Source organism: Actinoplanes sp. NPDC051405 (genome assembly GCF_055586185.1).
In genome coordinates, this window is the sequence record NZ_JBVJIR010000023.1 from 117,521 (window position 1) to 136,171 (window position 18,651).

At 72.2% G+C, this 18,651-nt stretch carries 13 protein-coding genes; 4 read left to right on the forward strand and 9 right to left on the reverse strand.

Features of this window, described 5'->3' with window-relative positions:
• Positions 1-38: 38 nt before the first annotated feature.
• From ACZ6S4_RS38270 to cysC, 8 genes are all read right to left on the reverse strand, one after another.
• Positions 39-1,037 (reverse strand): glycosyl hydrolase, encoded by a 999-nt coding sequence (locus tag ACZ6S4_RS38270; RefSeq protein ID WP_465479578.1) that lies wholly within the window; start codon positions 1,035-1,037, stop codon positions 39-41.
• 8 nt (positions 1,038-1,045) lie between these two features.
• A complete protein-coding gene (locus tag ACZ6S4_RS38275; RefSeq protein ID WP_465479579.1) occupies positions 1,046-1,774 on the reverse strand; it encodes a methyltransferase domain-containing protein in 729 nt (242 codons plus the stop codon).
• Positions 1,771-3,333, reverse strand: coding sequence for a lipopolysaccharide biosynthesis protein (locus ACZ6S4_RS38280; protein ID WP_465479580.1), 1,563 nt, complete (start codon positions 3,331-3,333; stop codon positions 1,771-1,773). Before ACZ6S4_RS38280 ends, ACZ6S4_RS38275 begins: the two co-directional genes overlap by 4 nt.
• The gene (locus ACZ6S4_RS38285) at positions 3,330-4,208 is read right to left on the reverse strand and encodes a sulfotransferase family protein (RefSeq protein ID WP_465479581.1); all 879 of its coding nucleotides are present in this window, start codon (positions 4,206-4,208) and stop codon (positions 3,330-3,332) included. Before ACZ6S4_RS38285 ends, ACZ6S4_RS38280 begins: the two co-directional genes overlap by 4 nt.
• A gap of 34 nt (positions 4,209-4,242) precedes the next feature.
• Positions 4,243-5,472: a hypothetical protein gene (locus ACZ6S4_RS38290; RefSeq protein ID WP_465479582.1), complete on the reverse strand. Its 1,230-nt coding sequence runs from the start codon at positions 5,470-5,472 to the stop codon at positions 4,243-4,245.
• Positions 5,459-6,874 carry an O-antigen ligase family protein gene (locus ACZ6S4_RS38295; protein ID WP_465479583.1) on the reverse strand — a complete coding sequence of 472 codons (1,416 nt, stop codon included), beginning with the start codon at positions 6,872-6,874 and terminating at the stop codon, positions 5,459-5,461. Before ACZ6S4_RS38295 ends, ACZ6S4_RS38290 begins: the two co-directional genes overlap by 14 nt.
• Positions 6,871-8,670, reverse strand: a complete 1,800-nt coding sequence (locus ACZ6S4_RS38300) for a Wzz/FepE/Etk N-terminal domain-containing protein (RefSeq protein WP_465479584.1) — start codon at positions 8,668-8,670, stop codon at positions 6,871-6,873. The genes ACZ6S4_RS38295 and ACZ6S4_RS38300 overlap by 4 nt, the downstream gene beginning before the upstream one ends.
• Before the next feature lie 129 nt (positions 8,671-8,799).
• On the reverse strand, positions 8,800-10,323 hold the full coding sequence (gene cysC, locus ACZ6S4_RS38305) for an adenylyl-sulfate kinase (protein WP_465479585.1): 1,524 nt from the start codon (positions 10,321-10,323) through the stop codon (positions 8,800-8,802).
• A 156-nt stretch (positions 10,324-10,479) separates the two neighbouring features.
• On the opposite strand from cysC, the gene ACZ6S4_RS38310 reads away from it, so the two are divergent.
• Entirely contained in the window at positions 10,480-11,799 is a 1,320-nt protein-coding gene (locus ACZ6S4_RS38310) for a glycosyl hydrolase (RefSeq protein WP_465479586.1), read from the forward strand.
• Positions 11,800-11,815: 16 nt separating this feature from the next.
• On the opposite strand, the gene ACZ6S4_RS38315 is transcribed toward ACZ6S4_RS38310, so the two are convergent.
• On the reverse strand, positions 11,816-15,826 hold the full coding sequence (locus ACZ6S4_RS38315; protein ID WP_465479587.1) for a hypothetical protein: 4,011 nt from the start codon (positions 15,824-15,826) through the stop codon (positions 11,816-11,818).
• Between the two features lie 146 nt (positions 15,827-15,972).
• On the opposite strand from ACZ6S4_RS38315, the gene ACZ6S4_RS38320 reads away from it, so the two are divergent.
• Genes ACZ6S4_RS38320 through ACZ6S4_RS38330 form a run of 3 tightly spaced genes read left to right on the forward strand, consistent with a single transcriptional unit; the run spans position 15,973 to position 18,651 of the window.
• On the forward strand, positions 15,973-16,887 hold the full coding sequence (locus ACZ6S4_RS38320) for an ABC transporter ATP-binding protein (protein WP_433725059.1): 915 nt from the start codon (positions 15,973-15,975) through the stop codon (positions 16,885-16,887).
• The gene (locus tag ACZ6S4_RS38325) at positions 16,880-17,743 is read left to right on the forward strand and encodes an ABC transporter permease (RefSeq protein WP_465479588.1); all 864 of its coding nucleotides are present in this window, start codon (positions 16,880-16,882) and stop codon (positions 17,741-17,743) included. Before ACZ6S4_RS38320 ends, ACZ6S4_RS38325 begins: the two co-directional genes overlap by 8 nt.
• Entirely contained in the window at positions 17,740-18,651 is a 912-nt protein-coding gene (locus ACZ6S4_RS38330) for an ABC transporter ATP-binding protein (protein ID WP_433725063.1), read from the forward strand. Before ACZ6S4_RS38325 ends, ACZ6S4_RS38330 begins: the two co-directional genes overlap by 4 nt.

Here is an 18,651-nt window from a genome sequence, read left to right on the forward strand (position 1 = left end):
GCCGCCGGGCGGGTGGGCGCCCGGCGGCCGCGGGCGGCCTATTCGGGATTGAAGTACGGATCCCGCGTCAGCCGGGCGAACTGCTGGAACGCGGGTTTGTCCCCGGCCAGTTGGAACTGCTGCTTCGGCCCGTTGCCCTCGGGATCGGACTCGAAGTAGACGACGGCCTTGATCTGCTTGTTGGCCTTGAAGGTGCGCTCGGCGTCGGCCAGCCAGGCCGCCCGGCCGGCCGAGCCCCACGCCTTGGCCACGCCGAACTCACCGATGATGATCGGCTTGGGCCGTTGCGCCGCCCACTGCAGGAACGGGCCCATGAGCTGCCCGATCGGCTGGAACAGGTTCCCCGCGTAGACGTCCACGCAGGTCCAGTCCACCTGGTCGTCGCCCGGGTAGAAGGCCGGCGCGTCGCCGCGGATGAAGCCCTCCGCGGTGGGGCACCAGACCCATGACACGTTCTTGACCCGCTGCTCGGCGAAGATCTGCCGGATGTGCTTGTACGCGGCGATGTAGTCCTCCCCGGACCACATCGTGGCGCGCAGGTTGGGCCGGTCCATCTCCCACCGGATCCGCAGCAGCACCGGCTCCTTGACCTTGCGGATCGCCTTGGCCTGCCGGCGGATCAGCCGGTCGTGCTCGCCGGCCAGGATCGAGCGGTTGTCCCCGGTGGCCCAGCTGACCATCAGCGTGGCGTCGGTGTCCAGGAACTCCTCGTCGGACGCGGTGCCGACCATCTGGTCGAAGCGCCGGTACGTGTTGACGATGTCGAGCGGTCGCCCGAGGTCCTTCTCGAGCCCGTCGACGGCCTCGACCCGGCCGGCATGGGTCAGGGCGTCCGGCTTGATCCAGGCGCCCAGGTACGCACCGGTCTCCGGCGCGGAGAACGGGCCGGACTGGAACGGGCCCGGGTTCACGGCCACGGCCACCGGCGCACTGGTCAGGTCGGGGGACGGCGTGGGCTCGGGCTCGGCCCGCCGGTGCGAGGTGCAGCCGGCGAGCACGAGGACGAGCAGGCCCAGCAGGGCGAGAACACGGCGCATGACAGTGGCTACTTCTTCCGCCGGGCGGTGTAGAGGACGTTGACCGCGAAGCTGTCGGTGCCCGGCAGCTTGCGGGCCGCCGCGTCAGCGGCGCGGGCCAGCAGCTTGTGGTCCAGCGACTCGGTCAGCATGGAGAAGCCGCGCCGCTCGATCACCTCGAAGCCGTGCCGGTCGAGCAGTTCGCCGACCTCCTCGTGGGACAGCTCGGCGAACCAGCGCTCACCCGAGTGCCGCCGGGCCCGCAGGTGCCGCAGCGATCCGGCGTTGCCGTGGTTCTCCACCACGAGCAGCCCGGAGGCCGCGTCCGGCAGGGCCCTGGCGGCGAACGCGATGGCCCGGTCCCGTACGTCGGTGTCTACGTTGAGCAGCAGCCGGAACATCGTCACGATCGCCGGGTATCCGGCCCGCACCGGCTCCGGCACCGGGCCGTCCATCGGCACCTGGTGCCAGTGCGCCTGCGAGCCCACCTCGGCGGCCTTGGCCATCATCTCGGCGGACGTGTCGTAGCCGTGCGCCTCGCGGACCAGGCCGTGCAGCGTACGGATGGCGCGCCCGGTGCCACAGGCGAAGTCGTGCTGCACCGGCGCGGTGTCGAACTCCCGGGCGACGAGCTTGCGCAGGTACGCCTGCTGCCGCTCGTTGATCCGCGACGCGTAGCTGTCCGGCGCGTACGTGACGTGCTCGTACTTGTCGACGGCTTCCGCGTCCTGGAACACCTTGGTGTATTCGGTGGTCAACCGGTCCTCCTCTGGGTGAGCTTGCGGGGCTTGAAGGCGTTGAGGCCGAGGCGTTTGCGCAGCAGCCACGCGCCCGCGGCGAAGGCGGGCACGGCCAGCGCGACAGCCAGCGACATGCCGCCCGGTCCGGCGCCCGCCACGACGGTCACGAGCCGGGGCAGGACACCGAAACAGGCGACGGAGAGCCCGGCGGCGGCCAGCGTCCCGGGGCCGAACGGGTGCAGCCGGGCGGCCCGGCCCACCTGGATCAGCGGCAGCACGTTGTTGGCGACCATCGCGCAGGCCAGCCCGATCGCGGCGCCGAGAGCGCCGTACCGGGGGATCAGCAGCACGTCCAGGCCGACGGTGACGCCCAGCGCGACCAGGACGTTGATCAGGTTCCAGGAGGTGCGCCCGGCCATGGCCAGCACCATGTCGACCATGCCGCAGCCGGTGGCGACGAGCATCGCGCAGCCCAGCACGACCACCACGTCGGCGCCGCTGCGGTAGCCGCTGCCGAACAGTCCGAGGTAGACCGGCGCGAACAGGATGACCAGGAAGGTGATGGGCCAGGTGACGAGCACCAGCCAGCCGGTGGCCGTCTGGTAGAGGTGGTTGGCGGTGTCCCGGTCGCCGACGGCCAGCGCCTCGGCCAGCCGCGGCTGCACCGACTGGGAGATGCCCTGGTTGGCGAACTGGATGAGCACCACGAACCGGCCGGCGACCGCGTAGATCGCGGCCGGGGCCAGCCCGCCGAGGGCCGCCACCAGCAGCACGTCGATGCGCTGCAGGGCCAGCTGCGCGACGCTGGCCAGGGCCCGGGGCCCGGTGAACCGCCAGAAGTCGCGACGCAGCTGCCGGCGGTCGCGGCGGCGGGTGCGCGGGCCGTCGGGCCGGGCGGCCAGGTACGTGCGCCGCAACGCGACCGCCGCCAGGATCACCACCGGCAGGTACGGCACCGCCCAGGCGAACGCGAACGCGGGCAACGTCGCCGTGCCCCACAGCGTCGCCACCCCGACCGCGCCGACGCACAGCAACTGCAGCGTGCTGCGCAGGACGCGGTCCAGGGTGACGGTCGGCCGCATGGCCTTGTAGCCGCGGGTGGCGGTGAGCAGCGCGTCAGTGAGCGCCTGCAACGGCAGGAAGACGGCCAGCACCCGCAGGGCGGTGATGTGCGCGGCCATGACGTGCGGCGAGTCCTCGGCGGTGAGGTGCGCGATCGCCGGGGCGCCGAACCACATCGCGACCGCCAGCACCAGCGCGAGCACGACGACCGGGGTCAGCGCGATCCGCAGGCAGGCGCCGAGCAGGTGGTCGCGGCCGGTGGCGCGCAGCCGGGCCGGCCAGTAGACCAGGCCCGTCTGCGTACCCAGCTTGGCCAGCCCGCCGGTCAGCACGAAGGCCGCCGTGGCGGCGAAGAACGCGCCGGCCTGCTCGGCGCCGAGGCTACGGGCGACGATCCAGGTGACCACGACGCCGGTGCCGCCGGCCAGCGCCGAGCCGACCATGTTGGCCAGCCCGCCGCGGGCGACGCCCCGGGTGCCGCTGCGGTCCGGCGCCGCGACGTCGGTGACGGTCATGCCTGGCGCCAGATGGGCACCCGGCCCAGCCACGTGATCAGGGCGTCGTCGTGCGGCGCGAAGTGCTCGGTCAGGTCCTGGCGCAGCGCCGGGTCCATGTCGGACTGCCGGGGCCGGGCGTTGTGCCGTTCGAACGGCGGGTGCCCGAGGTCGGTCGGCAGTCCCAGGAACCGGCACACCTCGTCGTAGGTCTGCTCGGGCTCGGCGAAGAACCGCTCGCTCTCCACCACGTGGATGCGTTCCCGGCCGACGTGCTGGGCCATCACGCTCAGGTAGCGGGCGTACTCGCCGCGGGCCCGGTAGGCGTGGTGCTGGTGGCCGAAGGAGTAGTAGGTCGGGTCGGTCGCCAGCTTGTGCTCCTGGCGGTGCAGCCGGGCGGCTTCGAGGGCGAGCGCGTTGCCGAAGTCGCGTTCCTGCTCGAAGCCCCGGGCCACCTCGTGGTGGTGCTGCGAGTAGGCCCGCTCGACCGGGTCCCGGACCAGCACCACGAGCTTCGCCCCAGGCAGGTCCGCGGCGATCCGGGCAGCCGCCTGCGGGTGATACATGTAGTACGGGCTCGACTCGAAGGTCTGCGCGTCCACGCCGTAGCGGGTACGGATCTTCTCGGCGCTGCGCTGCATCGGGAAGTGGCCCTTGTACCAGCCCATGCCCCGGTCGTAGGACACGTCGAAGTAGTGCACGCCCTTGTGCAGCACCGCTTTGAGCACCACCGGGTGCGCGGCGAGCGCGCGGTAGAGCGAGGTCGTGCCGCAGCGCTGACCGCCGCAGATCAGGAACGACGGGGTCATCCGGGCCGGGGCGGTGAGCCGGCCGTACGAGCGCGTGCCCAGGTGCACGACCCGCTTGACGGGTGTCGGAACTTTGGAGACGTCCATGGCTACTGCGGCCTTCCGATGGTGTGGTGGCGGGTCACAGCTCTTCGACCCGGCGGATCAGGACCGGCAGCAGCCAGGTGCCGAGCACACCCAGCCGGGCGCCGGCCTCGGCCTGCCGGTCGGCGAGGTACCGCGCGGCCAGGTCGATCAGGTAGAGCAGGGCGGTCAGCTCCCGGACGTCGTCGGCGACCCCGAACGGCGCGAGCAGCTCCCCGGCCCGGCGCACGGTTGCCTCGACCGCGGCGGCGGCATCGCCGGTGGACTGGATCCGCTTCTGCAACTCGTGGTGTACGGCGTCGAAGCCGACCGGCACCCCGGTGGCGAACCGTTCCCAGTCCCAGACCAGCAGCGCGTCCGCGAGGTTGGCCATGTTCCACGGGGCCCAGTCGCCGTGCCAGGCGCCGTACCGCAGGGTGTGCTGGCCGGCGTGGGTGGCGAGCAGCTCCGCGGCCGAGGTCAGTGCGACCCCCTCGGGCCGGTCGCCGAGCGCGGCCAGCCGCCCGCGCAGCTCGGCCCAGTACGCGCTGCCGACCAGCGTGCCGCTGTGATAGCCGCAGCACCCGGCGATGTCGAGCATGGCGGCGATCAGCCGGCGCTGGGTCAGCGGGGCCCGGGGCAGCCAGACCGGCAGCGCCGACTGGATCAGCACCTGCAGGCCGCGCCACTGCCCGGCGTGCAGCACGGTCGGCACGGACAGCTTGGTCAGCCCGACGGTGCCGAGCGCGGTCAGCGCTGACGTCTCGGCCTTGACCAGCCGCTGGGTCAGCGGGCCGGTGCCGAGCTTGCCGAAGCCGAAGGTCTCACCCTCGGGGCTGATGAGCTGCAGCACCGGCTTGCGGTTGGCCCGGGCGGGTCCGATGTGGATGCTGACCGACAGCTCACGGCCCAGGGCCTGGCGCAGGTGCCCGTCGACGCTCTCCCCGGCCGGGCCGGTGACCTTGATCCGGTCGCGCAGCAGCACCCCGGAGGCGCCGGTGCGCAGGGCCGCCACCACGGCGTCCCGCTTGAGGCGGGCGCTGCGGGACTGCGGTTCGGCGTAACGGCGTACCGCGGCGGCGGCGACCCGGCGGGAGGTGTTCGGCACCAGCAGCCGGGGCCGGCGCGCGTCCGGCACGACCAGGTATTCGGTGATCGGCTCGCCGGGGCCGCCGGTGGTGTCGCACGGTGCCGGGTAGAGCAGCTCCAGCACCTCCGCGAGGTACTGCGTGCGCAGTGCCGAGTCGCCCGCCGTCAGGGCGGCGGGCGCGGTCTTAACGGGACTCATGGGCTGGCCCTCCGGATCTGTTCGCCTCTTGTTCGTTGCGCCAGAGCAGCGCGTACGCCAGGAACATGAAGACCAGGGGGGTGGCCAGCGAGTTGTACCAGAGCATCGCCGAGAAGGAGCTGACGATGGCGGCGCTGCCGGCGATCCCGATCGGGGTCCGGTCGCGCCGGAAACGCCACAGCCCGTAGCCGAAGAAGGCCAGGTAGGCGATGGTGCCGGCGGCGCCGTGGGCGTACACCAGCTGCCAGAACTGGCCGTTGCCGCCGACGGTGAAGTTGCCGCAGCGCTCGCACTCGGAACTCTCGCCGACGGTGATCGAGTTGCGGCCGCCGATCGTGTTGCGGGTCGAGCCGAAGCCGATCACCGGGGACTCGGCGAAACCGTCGACCGCGCGCTCGATCAGGAACGAGCGCACCCCGTTGGACTTGCCGTTGTCGATGCGGGCGTTGACCGTGTCGCCGAGCGGGGTGGCGACCAGGGCGAGGACCAGGCCGGCCACGGCGAACAGGACCGCCGCGATGACCCACAGCCGGCCCATGAGCACGTACCGGACGGCGACGTAGAGCACGACCACGCCGATGCCGATCCACAGGCCGCGGTTGAGCGAGACGACCGCCGGGACGATCGAGACGCCCAGGCAGAGCGCCGCCAGCAGCTTGACGCCGCCGCGCCGGGTAGCCCCGGCCGCGACCACCAGCCAGACCATCAGCAGGCAGAAGTTGTTGCCCCAGGTGTTGGTGTAACCCCACGGCGCGGCCGGACGGGGCTTCTCCCCGCCGACCAGGTCCATGATCTGCGCGGCGTACGGGTGCACCATCGACTGCACGAAACCCTTGCTGCGCAGGCCCGGGGGCAGCAGCAGCTCGACCGGCGAGGTGAACTCGAAACGCCCGGCGACCATGCCGAGCAGCCCGCCGAGCACGGTGACGACGAACAGCCAGCCGAGCAGCTTGACCAGGCGCCGGCGGGAGAGCTCCAGCTCGGTGAGGTTGCCCGCGTACACCAGCAGGACGGTCAGGGACGCGTACAGGGACAGCCGGTAGACGACCGCGATCAGGCGGCCGCTCGCCGGCTCGGCCACCGTCCCGCTCGGGTCGGCGCCCAGCGCCGCGATGCTCACCACGACCGCGGCCAGGAACAGCAGCCACCAGGCGAAGCCGGGCGGCAGCAGCACGGGCCGGCCGGCGGCCCGCCGGCGCAGCAGCAGCACCAGCATCGGCACCGCCATCAGCGGGAAGATCAGCACGCCCAGGCCGAGCGCCCACCACAGGGGATAGAAGGCCAGCATGCTCGCCAGCGGCCAGGCCGGCAGGGCGGTCGTCCGCTTCGCCGGGGCGCTGTGCGCGGGCCCGGCGGCCCGGGTGCTGGTGGTGCCAGGGCCGCCCGGGACGACCAGCGTCACTTCTCGTCCGGCTGCTCGCCGGTCTTCTCGGCCGTCTTGGTCTGGGTGCCCGCCGAGCCCAGGTCGATGATCGCGGTGACCTCGTCCAGCTCGCTGGGGCGCGGGCGGACCGGGCCGCCCTGGGCCGGACCGGCCGGCACCCGCCGCATCTGCTGGGTGCGCTCGGTGTCCAGCACCGCGGTCTCGTCCGGGCGCGGCTCCGGCCGTTCCTCGCTCTGCTGCTGCTCGGGGCGCTGCGTGGGCCGCGGTTCGGGCCGGCGCTCGGCCGGCAGGGTGACCACCGGCAGGTTCTGCTCGTCGGCCCGCATCGCGTTGAGCCGGGGCAGCACCACGGCACCCAGCAGTGGCGTGCCCACCCGGCTGAGCTGCTCGGCCGCGTCCAGCAGGGCCGGGCGCTTGGCCCGGCGCAGCTCGACCGCGAGGATGGCCGCGTCGGCCAGGCTGGCCAGGCTCTGCGCGTCGGCGCTGCTGCTGGTCGACGGCGCCTCGATGACCACGTAACCGGTCTGCCGGCGCAGCGCCTCCAGCGTGTCACGTAGCCGCTGGGACTGCATGAGCCCGGCCGCGGTCGCCGCGCCGCCGGTTGTGATGACCCGCAGCGACGGGATGCGCGGGGTCCGCTGCATCGCCTTGTGCAGGCCGATCCGGCCGGCCAGCAGGTCGGACAGGCCCGGCATCGGCGCGACGCCGAGCATCCGGGCCAGCGGGGCCGCGTCCACGACGCTGTCCGGCAGGTGCGCGCCGATCAGCACGACATCACTTCCGGTACGCGCCAGCGCGGCAGCCAGGTTCGCCGCCACCAGCGTGGTCGCGGAGCCCCGGCTGGCCCCGGTCACCACGATGATCTGGTCCCCGCTGTTCAGACTGGCCAGGATCTCGTTGCGCAGCCGGTTGAAGACCCGCCCGCCCGGCCCGTACGGCTGCAGCACGTCGTCGAAGTGCGGGGTGGTCCGCTCGTCCAGCGCCGCGAGCACCGGGATCCGGCCCCGGTCGCGCACGTCGGCCGCGCTGCGCAGGCGCCGGTCGAACCGTTCCCGGATAAAGGCCAGCGCCAGCCCGGCCAGCAGCCCGACCATCCCGCCGGTGGCGATGTTGAGCATCGCGTTCGGGCTGATCGGCGAGTCCGGCACGCGGGCGTCGCTGATGATGCTGCCGGCGCTGACGGTGGCGGTGGTCAGCTCGTTGAGCCGGCCGGTGATGCTGTTGAGCTGGTTCTGCGAGTTGTTCCGCAGACTCTCCAGGTTGCCGCGCTCGAAGCTGCCGTCCGGCGCCTTGGCCAGCCGGTTGTTGATGCTGGTCAGGTTGGTGGTGAGCTGCTTGGCCTTGAGGTTGAGGGTCTTGATCTTCTGATCCAGCTCAGCCCGGGCGGTCTCCTCCCGGTTGCGCAGGTACGCCTCGGCGAACGCGTGCGACCCGGCCTGCGCGGCCTCCGGCTTGTCCGCCTGGAAGCGGATCACCAGCACGGTGGTGTTGGCCGGCACCTCGACGGCGACGTCGTGGGCCAGCTCGATCGGCGAGATCGGCGAGCGCAGCAGGGCCGCGGCCTTGACCGCGACCGCGCCCGAGCCGACCAGCTGGGCCTCGGTGTCCAGGTTGATGGGGCCCTTGGTCCGGCCGCCGGAGGCGTTGGTGTCGCCGGACACGGGCTGCACCAGCACCGAGGTCGACGACTCGTAGACCTTGGGCACGACCTGGGTGACCAGGGCGCCGAGCCCGAGCCCGGCCCCCGCGGCGGCGAGCACGACCCACCAGTGCCGGCGGAAGACGCCCAGGTAATGCGAGAGGTCGGCGGACACCGGGCGCGGATCTTCCATCGGTTCGGCGGCCCTTTCGGGGTGTGGAGTGAGTTGACGGCAATGGGCGTTTCGCCCCCGTAGGGGGTAAACGGCCCGTGCGCCGATGCGTAACTACTCCGCCGCCACCGGTTACTTCATGTTCGGTTCCACCCAGCCGCTCTCCACCAGGTACGCCAGCACCACGTCGATGGCCTCGACCACGGTCATGTCCGTGGTGTCCAGCGTCAGCTCGGCGTCCGCCGGCACCTCGTACGGGTCGTCGATGCCGGTCATCCCGCGCAGCTGTCCGGCCCGGGCGCGGGCGTACAGGCCCTTGCGGTCGCGGCGCTCGCAGACCTCCAGCGGGGTCGCCACGTGGACCAGCACGAACCCGGCCCCGGCCTCGGTGGCCATCGCGCGCACGGCGGCCCGGGCGTCGGCGTACGGGGCGATCGGGCAGGCGATCGACATGCCGCGGTGCCGGGCCACCTCGGCCGCCACCCAGCCGATCCGCCGCACGTTGCGGTCGCGGTCGGCCCGGCTGAAGCCGAGCCCGGCCGAGAGCTCGCGGCGCACCACGTCGCCGTCGAGGAAGGTGATCGTGCGTTCGCCGCTCTCCCGCAGCGAGTCGGCCAGGCCGCGGGCGATCGTGGACTTGCCGGAGCCGGAGAAGCCGGTGAAGAAGACGACCAGGCCGCGGTGCCGGCGCGGTGGACGGACCCGGGACAGCTCCTTGGCCACGGCCGGCGGGGTGTGCCACTCGGGCAGCGGGAAGCCGCGGTCGAGCAGGTCCTCCACCTCGGCCGGGGTCATCGCCAGCCGGCGGTTGCGGGGCGGGATGTCGTCGCGCCAGCGCCACTGACCGTCGCGGTTGTCGTAGGCGAGCTCGCGGGGGACCAGCACCCGCAGGCCGCCGCCGGAGAGCATGTCGCCGGTGGACAGGACGTGGGTGACGCCGTACGCGGTCGCCACCCGGGCCCGCAGCAGCGCGTCACGCATCTCGTCGTTGCGCGGCATCAGCGGCACCGCGACGATCGTGGCCGGCGGCATCCGGTCGCGGGCCGCGAAGATCGCGCGGACCAGCGCCTCCGGCGGCAGCCCGTCCGGGCCGGGGCCGGTGACCGGGATGATGATCAGCAGGTGTGCCGCGAGGGTGCGGGCGGCGTGCGCGATCTGGGCCAGTTGCGGGCGGTGCAGCGGCCGGTCGGCGATGACCCCGAGGACCCGGCCCGGCGGGAGCAGGGCCTTCACCTCCTCCGGGGTACGCCGCAGCCGCTGGAACGGCCCGTGCCCGCCGTCGCCCATCCGGCGCACCGTGCCGCCGATCGCGTACATCTGCTCGCTGGTCGGCCAGGCGTCGCTGACCTCCACCGCGGCGACCGGCGCGCCCTCGGGGTCGGTGAGCACCACCGTGCGGCGCAGCGGATCGTCGAGGTTCAGGGCCGCGCCCATCTCGGCGGGGATCTCGCAGGTGACCCCGACCGGCCACGGGGTCCCGTCGGCGAGCCGGCCGCGGCGGCGCAGGGCCGTCAGGTCGGCCCGCCCGAGGAAGCCGGTCAGCGGCGCGTACGCCCCGGAGAGCAGCAACTCCAGGTCGGCGAGTTCGTGTGCGCGCGGCGTGTACGACGGCGCGTCACGCAGCACGTCCTCGGGCAGCACAGAACCGTCGTTCACCTAAGACTCCCCTTGCAGCGGCTTGAGGGACAGTTTCGCAGCCGCACTCCGTGCGGTCGAGCGGGGTCGGCACTCTGTCTGATCTAGACCGTCGCCACGCGGCGAACCGGCCGTGGTAGTCGACAAAACGGACTTTAGGTCGCATAGTGGGCGATCGTGAGACGTCGACCGCGCCGGACCAGGCTTCTGCACCTCATCGCCATGACGGCGATCTTTGCCCTCTCCGTGGTGGCCACCCTGTCGTGGGCCTGGACCGGCGGCGTCGATCAGCTCGGACTGCCCGGCACCGATCCCGTGGTCACCCGGCCCGGCGGGCCGCTGCCCCCGTTGCCCGGCGCCCGGCCGCCGGCGGAACCCGGCGTCCCGGCGATCCCCGGCGCTCCGACGGCCGGACCCGGCGCCTCGGGAGTGCCCGTACCGTCCGGCTCGGCTGCCCCGAGTGCCTCGGCCGGCCGGCCCGGCCCGGGACAGACCGCGCTGGCCGCACCCCAGCCGGCGATGCGCGACCGCAACGGGCAGCGCTGCCGCACCGGGCGCAAGCTCGTCCCGTCCTGCGGCGTGCTCTGGGGCGTGGCCCCCGGCGCGTTCACCGACGACCGCGGCCGGCGCGCGCTGGCCGACTTCGAACGCAAGACCGACCGGCACCAGGCCGTCTACCACGCCTACCACAAGGGCAACCGGCAGCTCTTCCCGACCGAGGCGGAGCGGAAGATCGCGCGCGAGCCCGGCCGCGAACGCATCCTCTTCCTCAACTGGAAGCCGGCCGGTGCCTCCTGGGCCGCCATCGCGAAGGGCGACAAGGCCACCGACGCGTTCCTCGACCGGCTGGCCCGGCACATCAACCAGGACTACCCGGAGCAGTTCTTCTTCACGGTGCACCACGAGGCCGAGGACAACGTCAAGGAGAAGAAGGGCTCCGGCTACACCGCCGAGGACTACTCGGACATGTACCGGTACGTGGTGAAGCGGCTGCGCGGGCACGGGGTCGACAACCTGGTCACCGTGCTGGTGCACATGGCGTACGTGCCGCACACCAGCAAGAAGTGGTTCGACGACATGTACCCGGGCAACGACGTGGTCGACTGGATCGGCTTCGACACGTACGCCTACAGCGACCCCGGCTACGGCCACGGTGACTTCGCCGAACTGCTGAACCGGCAGAGCTCGGCCCGCCCGAACTGGCCCGGCTTCTACAACTGGGCCGCGAACAAGCACCCGGACAAGCCGCTGATGGTGGCCGAGTGGGGCGTCTGGTCCTCGAAGAGGAACCCCGGGCACAAGGCCGAGTTCTACCGCGAGGTGGGCCGGCAGATCCGTAACTTCCCGAAGATCCGGGCGCTGGTGCACTTCGACACCCCGCACAACCAGGACGGTCGCGACTCGTCGGTGGACGCGACCCCGGAGGCCCTGATGGCCTACCGCAAGCTGGGCAAGATGCCGATCTTCCAGGTCGACGTCGCGCCCAGCCTGCCGTAGGCCGGATTGGCGCAGCTCAGCGGCGGACGGTGACGGCCTTGCTGGTGGCCTTGCCGTCGGTGTGGCCGGTCTTGCGGGCGATCACCGTGACGGTGACCTTCTTGTTGCGCATCGAGGACGTCAGCTTCAGCGACGACTTGGTGGCGCCGCGGATGAGCTTGCCGCCCAGCCGCCACTCGTAGCGGTACGAGTCGGCCTTCGGCGACCAGGTGCCGGCGGACACCTTGACCGTGCGGCCGACCTTGGCCGTACCGGTGATCGCCGGCTTCTTGGTGGCCGCCGGCGCCTTGCCCTTGGCGACCGCGACCGACGCCGCGGAGGTCGTCGACCCGGCCTGGTGGCCCGACCGGATCGCGGTGACGGTCACGGTGAGCCGCTTGCCGAGCACCGCGGCGCCGACCGGGTACGACGACCCGCTCGCACCCCGGATCGCGGACCCGTTGGCCCGCCACTGATAGGTGTACGACGTCGCCGCGGGCGTCCAGCTGCCGGCCGAGACCTTGACCGTCGAGCCGACCGCCACGGTGCCGGTGATCGCCGGCGCCTTGGTGGCCTGCAACGCCGTCAGCGTGACGGTGAACGCGTTGGCCAGCACGACCGGCTCCGCGTCGGCACCGAACGAGTCGATGCTCAGCGCGGCCGGGCCGGCCGGTGCGGTGGTCAGATCGACCTCGGCGGTCAGCGTCCGGCGATCCGCCGACACCGACTTGACGGTCGCGGGCAACGCCGGGCTGCCCGACGGGGTGACCAGGACCGTGTCCCGCAGGTGCAGGGACGTGCCGGTGACGGTGATGGTGCGCTTGGCGCCGTTGGCCACCGAGGCCGGCGCGGCCGCCGTCGCGGTGAACCGCTCCCCGCCGCACAGCGGAGTGTGACAGGTCGCCTCGAGCCGGTACGGGTGCTCGCTCGCGCGGTTGCCGTTGGTCAGCAGGTACACGGTCGGCTCGACCGGCTGCCGGCCGTGCCAGCAGTGGAACCCGCCCTCGCCGATCGCACAGCTCTGCATGCCGCTGCTGCCGGTGACGACGTACATGCCGGTGTCCCAGAAGAAGCCGTCGTCCGGGTCGTCCGGGTTGTTGACGTCGATGGTGAGGTCGTCGTAGTAGGTGGCCGGGGCGACCACGCACAGCGCGGGCTTCGTGCTGCTCAGCGCGCCGGTGTACGGGCCGAAGCCGTACGCGGCCGACGGCACCTTGGCGCACTCGGCGGGCGGCTGACCGTTGGCCCACACCTTCCACACGTCGAGCTGGTACGCCGTGCTGCCGGTGCCCAGGCTCCACACCAGCACCTGGTACCTGCTCTCACCGGTGACCGCGCAGGCGCTGACGTAACCGGCGCAGCTGGTGGTCTCACCGTCCGGGTCCAGCACGATCGTGCGCGACACGTTGTCGGTGTCGCGGCTGTCGATGAGCACCCGGTCGGCCGCGTTCGCCGACACCTGGTAGCAGCGCAGGTCCCCGCGGGAGGACAGCGTGCCGGTCAGCGACGGCGATCCGATCACTGTGGACGTGATCGGGGTGCAACCCGTGGCGGCTGCGGTGACATCCCTGCGCGAGAACGAGAACGTGCCCGTCGCCGTGCTGCCCTCGACCAGGACCGTGGCGGCGCCCGCCTCCAGCTGGCAGACCGTGAAGTTCGCGTCGGAGGCCTGCGTGTAGCAGCGCCGCGAGCCGGTCGGACCGAAGACGGACAGCCGGGCCTTGCCGGTCCCCGCGGTACGCCGGAACGACAGCACCTCGCTCGCCGAGTGCTGACCGGCCGGCAGGGTGAAACAGCCGACGTACTTGTCGCCGCCCAGCGTCAGCGACGGCGTGGCGCCGCTCGCCAGCGTCGGACAGGCCGGCCCGCCGCTGGTACGGGCGAAGGTCAGCGCGTACGGCCCGGTGACAGAGCCGGTGTCCTCGTCGAGGTGCAGCACCACGTGGAAGGGCGCGGTGCCCTCCAGCACGCAGGAGTAGTCCCGGAGCTGGTAGATGTCGCACTCGTAGTTGCCGGTGGCGTCGTACACCGTCATCTCCGGGCGGCCCGTGCCGGTGGCGTCCTGCGGCTTGAGCAGAGCCAGGCCGGCGCCCGTCGGGGTGGGCAGCAGCAGGCAGTCGTACTGACCGGCGGCCTTGAACTCACCCTTGGCCGGGGCGGCGGTGGGCTGGTCGGACGTCGTCACACAGCCGCTCGCGGCATCGGCGGCGGGCAGCAGCACGGTGGCGTAGGTGTTGCCCTCGGTCACCAGCGTGTACGACCCCGGCGCCGGGAAGGTGCAGGTGCCGACCCCGCACACGCGCTTGCCGGCCTGGTCGAAGATCGTGCCGTAGCCGTGGTAGTTCTCGTCGTCGACGACCTCGACGCGGTACCGGCCCGCGGCCGGCACGGTCAGCGTGCGGCACTCGGCCGCGGTGGGCTCACCGGCCGGGGCAGCGCCGTAACGGCCGACCGGGACGGTCGCGCATCCCTGCGGGTCGTTCAGCCGGCGCGCCTCGATTTCGGCCCACCGGTCGTCGGGGTCCTCGGACCAGGACGGCTCCGAGATGATCCGGTACGGCCCGTTCCCGGGTAGCACGCAGCCCTTCTCGTCGTCCTCGCGGACCGCGTCGCAGATCCGCTCGCCGGTGGTGCCGGTGATCCAGCCGCCGGAGCGCAGGTCGATCCGGTCGCCCGGCTGCGCGTCGAGCGGGTTGCACTCGACCTGCAGGGGCGAGGTCACCCGCACCCGTACGGCCGGGGTGTCCCAGGCGGTGCCGACGGTCGGGCCGCAACCCGTCGTCGAGGCGAGCGGGAAGACAGCGACGGTGACGGTGTGGGGGTCGACCCACGAGTCGCTGCTCTCGCCGAACAGCGTGTACGTGCCCGCGGCGGGCAGCGGGCACAGCTCGCGCTGCTCACCCCACTTGGTGCAGAGGACGGCACCGGTGCGGTCGGTCACCCGCCAGTTCAGGTACTGGGCGTTGTCGAAGGACAGCAGGTGCAGCCCGGCAGCCGCGGTGAAGGTCTGGCAGGTGACGTTGTCGCCGCCGATCGTCGCCGAACCGGAGCGGTCGCCCGGGTCGCCGAACGACGCCACCGGCACGTCGTCGCAGCCGGCCGGGTCGGACAGCCGGGTCACGGCGACCCGGTGAGCCGTCGCGGCGCCGTACTGCTCGGTCACGAAGAAGCTGTACGGCCCGGCGCCGGTCAGCGTGCACTCGCGGGCGTCCTGCAGGTAGCAGATGCCCTCGCCGGCCGCGTTCTCCAGCTGGCCGCGCACGTCGGAACCGCCGACGCCGCCCACCGAGATCCGGACGAGCGTGCCCTCGGCCTGGTCGATGCGGTAGCACCGCCCGGCCGAGCCGGCCGCCAGCGTGCCCTGCGTGGTCGTGACCGGGAAGGCCAGGGATTCGTTCGGCACCGCGGTGCACGCCGACGGGTGCGACCGCGAGTCGACGCCGAGCGCATAGGCGTTGCTGCCCGATCCGAAGTAGAGGCTCACCGTGATGGTGTAGGTGCCCGCGGCCCCGAGGACACAGTCGCTCGGGTAGGTCCCCAGGTAGCAGCTGGTCTCACCGTCGGCGCTGGTGAGCATGCCGCTCAGGCTGTCACCGCCCTCGACCTGGGCGCGCAGCACGAGGATCAGCCGCTCGCCGTCCGCCGTGGTGGTGAGCGTGTAGACGTGCTTCTGCTCGTCCTTGATCTCGGCGCAGTCCACTGCCTCGCCGAGCTTGATCACACCCCCGCAGGGCTCGGCGGCGGCCGCGTCAGCCTTGCTCGGCTTCGGCTTGGGCTTGGCCGCCGGCTGCGGCGCTTTGCTCGGGCTGGGCGGCACGGACGGATCAGGGGTCGCCGTGGGGGTGGTCTCATCGGCCGACGGACTCGGCGTGACCGGCGGTGCCGGCTGAGCGGGAGCCGACGCCGAGGCGGACGGTACGGGCTCCTCGGTCGCGGCGGCGGCGGGCTGCGGGGCGGTGAGCAGCGCGGCGGCGACAGCGATGCCTGCGAGCGCCTGAGTGATCCGATGTCTGCCGTACCGTGCGCGCTTCGTCAGGCGTGGTGCCATGCGCCGTACCCCCGTGTTGCTTCGATGTCCGATGAAATCCAGCGGCATCTTTGCATGTGATCCACTCGCCGTGTGTCCCGTCCTCAGGGGGTACTCGGGGGTTTACCTGATCCGCTTCGGTGACAGGGGTTCCTAGGCTGTCGGCTGTGAGCCTCATCGTTACCCAAGGGTTGACCAAGACGTACGGCACGCAGGTGACCGCCCTGCATGACCTCACCGTCGCTGTCGAGCCCGGGATCATCGGACTGGTCGGCGCCAACGGCGCCGGCAAGTCGACCTTCATCAAGATCATGCTGGGCTTGATCGCGCCGACCGGCGGGCAGGTGCGGGTCTTCGACATCGATCCCACCGTCGACCCCGACCGGGTCCGCGCCAAGGTCGGCTACATGCCGGAGCACGACGCGCTGCCCCCGGACGTCTCCGCCGCCGAGTTCGTCACCCACCTGGGCCGGATCAGCGGGCTGCCGCGCACCGCCGCCCGCGAACGGGCCTCCGAGGCGCTGCGCCACGTCGGGCTCTACGAGGAGCGCTACCGGCAGATCGGCGGCTACTCGACCGGCATGAAGCAGCGGGTCAAGCTCGCCCAGGCCCTGGTGCACGATCCCGACCTGCTGCTGCTCGACGAGCCGACCAACGGTCTGGACCCGGCCGGGCGCGACGCCATGCTGGCGCTGATCCAGCGCATCGGCAACGAGTTCGGCATCTCGGTGGTGGTCTGCTCGCACCTGCTCGGCGAGGTCGAGCGGATCTGCGACTCGCTGGTCGCGATCGAGGGCGGCCGGCTGCTGCGCGCCGACCGCATCTCGGCCATGACCGAGGCCAGCGAGGTGCTCGCGGTCGAGGTCAGCGAGGGTACGGACGAACTGGCAGCGGCGCTGGAGGCGCTGGAGCTGCCGGTCACCCGGGACGGCCGGATGCTGCTCGTGCCGCTGACCCAGGAGGCCACCTACGACCACGTCCTTCAGGTGGTGGCCGATCTCGATCTGCCGCTGCACCGCCTGGACCAGCGACGCCACCGGGTGGCCGAGCTCTTCGCCACGAGGGAGACCGCGGATGCCTGAGTCGAGCGTCATCCACGACATCGGATACCAGCGCTACACCGGCCCGCGGCTGGGCCGCGGCGCCGTGTTCGCCGCCATCTACGTGCACGGCCTGCGCGCGGCCTACGGCTTCGGCCGGTCGGCCAAGGCCAAGATCTTCCCGTGGCTGGTCTTCGGGATCGTCGCCCTGGTCGCGGTGATCCTCGCGGCGGTACGCGCCCAGCTCGGCACCCTGCCGCTCAACTACATCCAGTTCGCCGACGCGATGAGCTGGCTGATCATCTTCTTCGTCGCGATCGTGGCCCCGGAGCTGGTCTCCCGCGACCTGCGCTCGGGGGTGCTGCCGCTCTACTTCAGCCGGCCGTTGCGTGCCGCCGACTACATCGGGGCCAAGGTCGCCGCGATGGTGACCGCGGTGTGGATCCTGCTGGCCGGCCCCCAGTTCATCATCTTCCTGGGCGGCGCGTTCACCACCAAGACCGGGATGTCCGGGGTCTGGAACGAGATCGAGGACCTGCTCCCGGCCTGGGGCTACAGCCTGATCTGGGCGCTGCTCTTCACCGCGATCGGCCTGCTGATCGCCTCCCTGACCGGCAAGCGGGCGTTCGCCGCCGGCGGCATCGTCGCCGTCTTCCTGATGACCACCCCGGTGGTCGGCGTGCTGTCCATCCTGCCGTCGTCCACCGCGCAGGACCTGGCCGGTCTGGCCAGCCCGATGACCGTGGTCAGCGGCGTCGGGCAGTGGCTGATCAGCGGGGCCAACACCGGCCTGAACATCGGCGAGTTCGGCCCGGTGTACGCCATCGAGGCGGCCACCCTGATCGCCACCTGCCTGCTGCTGCTACTGGCCCGCTACCGGAGGGTGGCCTCGCTGTGACCACAGTCGAGCTCGAGAACGTGTCCCGCTGGTACGGCAACGTGGTGGCGGTCAACGACATCAGCATGACGCTGGAGCCGGGCGTCACCGGCCTGCTCGGCCCGAACGGCGCCGGCAAGACCACCGTGCTGCACATGATGGCGGGCTTCCTGTCGCCCTCGCGCGGCACGGTGACCGTCGACGGCGCGCCGACCTGGCGCAACCCGGAGATCTACCGCCGGCTCGGCCTGGTCGCCGAGCGCGAGGCGGTGCACGGCTTCCTCACCGCCCGCGAGTTCGTCCAGGCCAGCGCCAAGATGCAGAAGCTGCCCGACCCGAAGGCCGCGGCCGAGCGGGCGCTGCACCTGGTCGAGATGACCGACGCCGCCGACCGCCGGATCGAGACGTACTCCAAGGGCATGCGCCAGCGCACCCGGGTCGCCGCGGCCCTGGTGCACGACCCGCAGGTGCTGCTGCTGGACGAGCCGTTCAACGGCATGGACCCGCGGCAGCGGATGCACATGATGGGCCTGCTGCACGAGCTGGGCGACCGGGGCCACACGATCCTGTTCAGCTCGCACATCCTGGAGGAGGTGGAGCAGGTCTCGGGCACGGTCCAGGTGATCGTGGCGGGCCGGCTCGCCGCCTCCGGCGACTACCGCCGGATCCGTCGGCTCATGACCAACCGCCCGCACGTCTTCGCCGTGCAGTCGTCCGACGACCGCCGGCTGGCGGTGGCGCTGATCGGCGAGAAGTCGGTCAGCGGCGTGGAGATCGACAACGCCGGGCTGACCGTACGCGCGTCCGACTACGGCAGCTTCACCCGCGCGCTGCCGCGCATCGCCATCGGTGAGGGCATCCGGCTGCGCAAGCTGCTGCCCTCCGACGAATCCCTGGAGAGTGTCTTCTCCTACCTGCTGGAGGCCTGA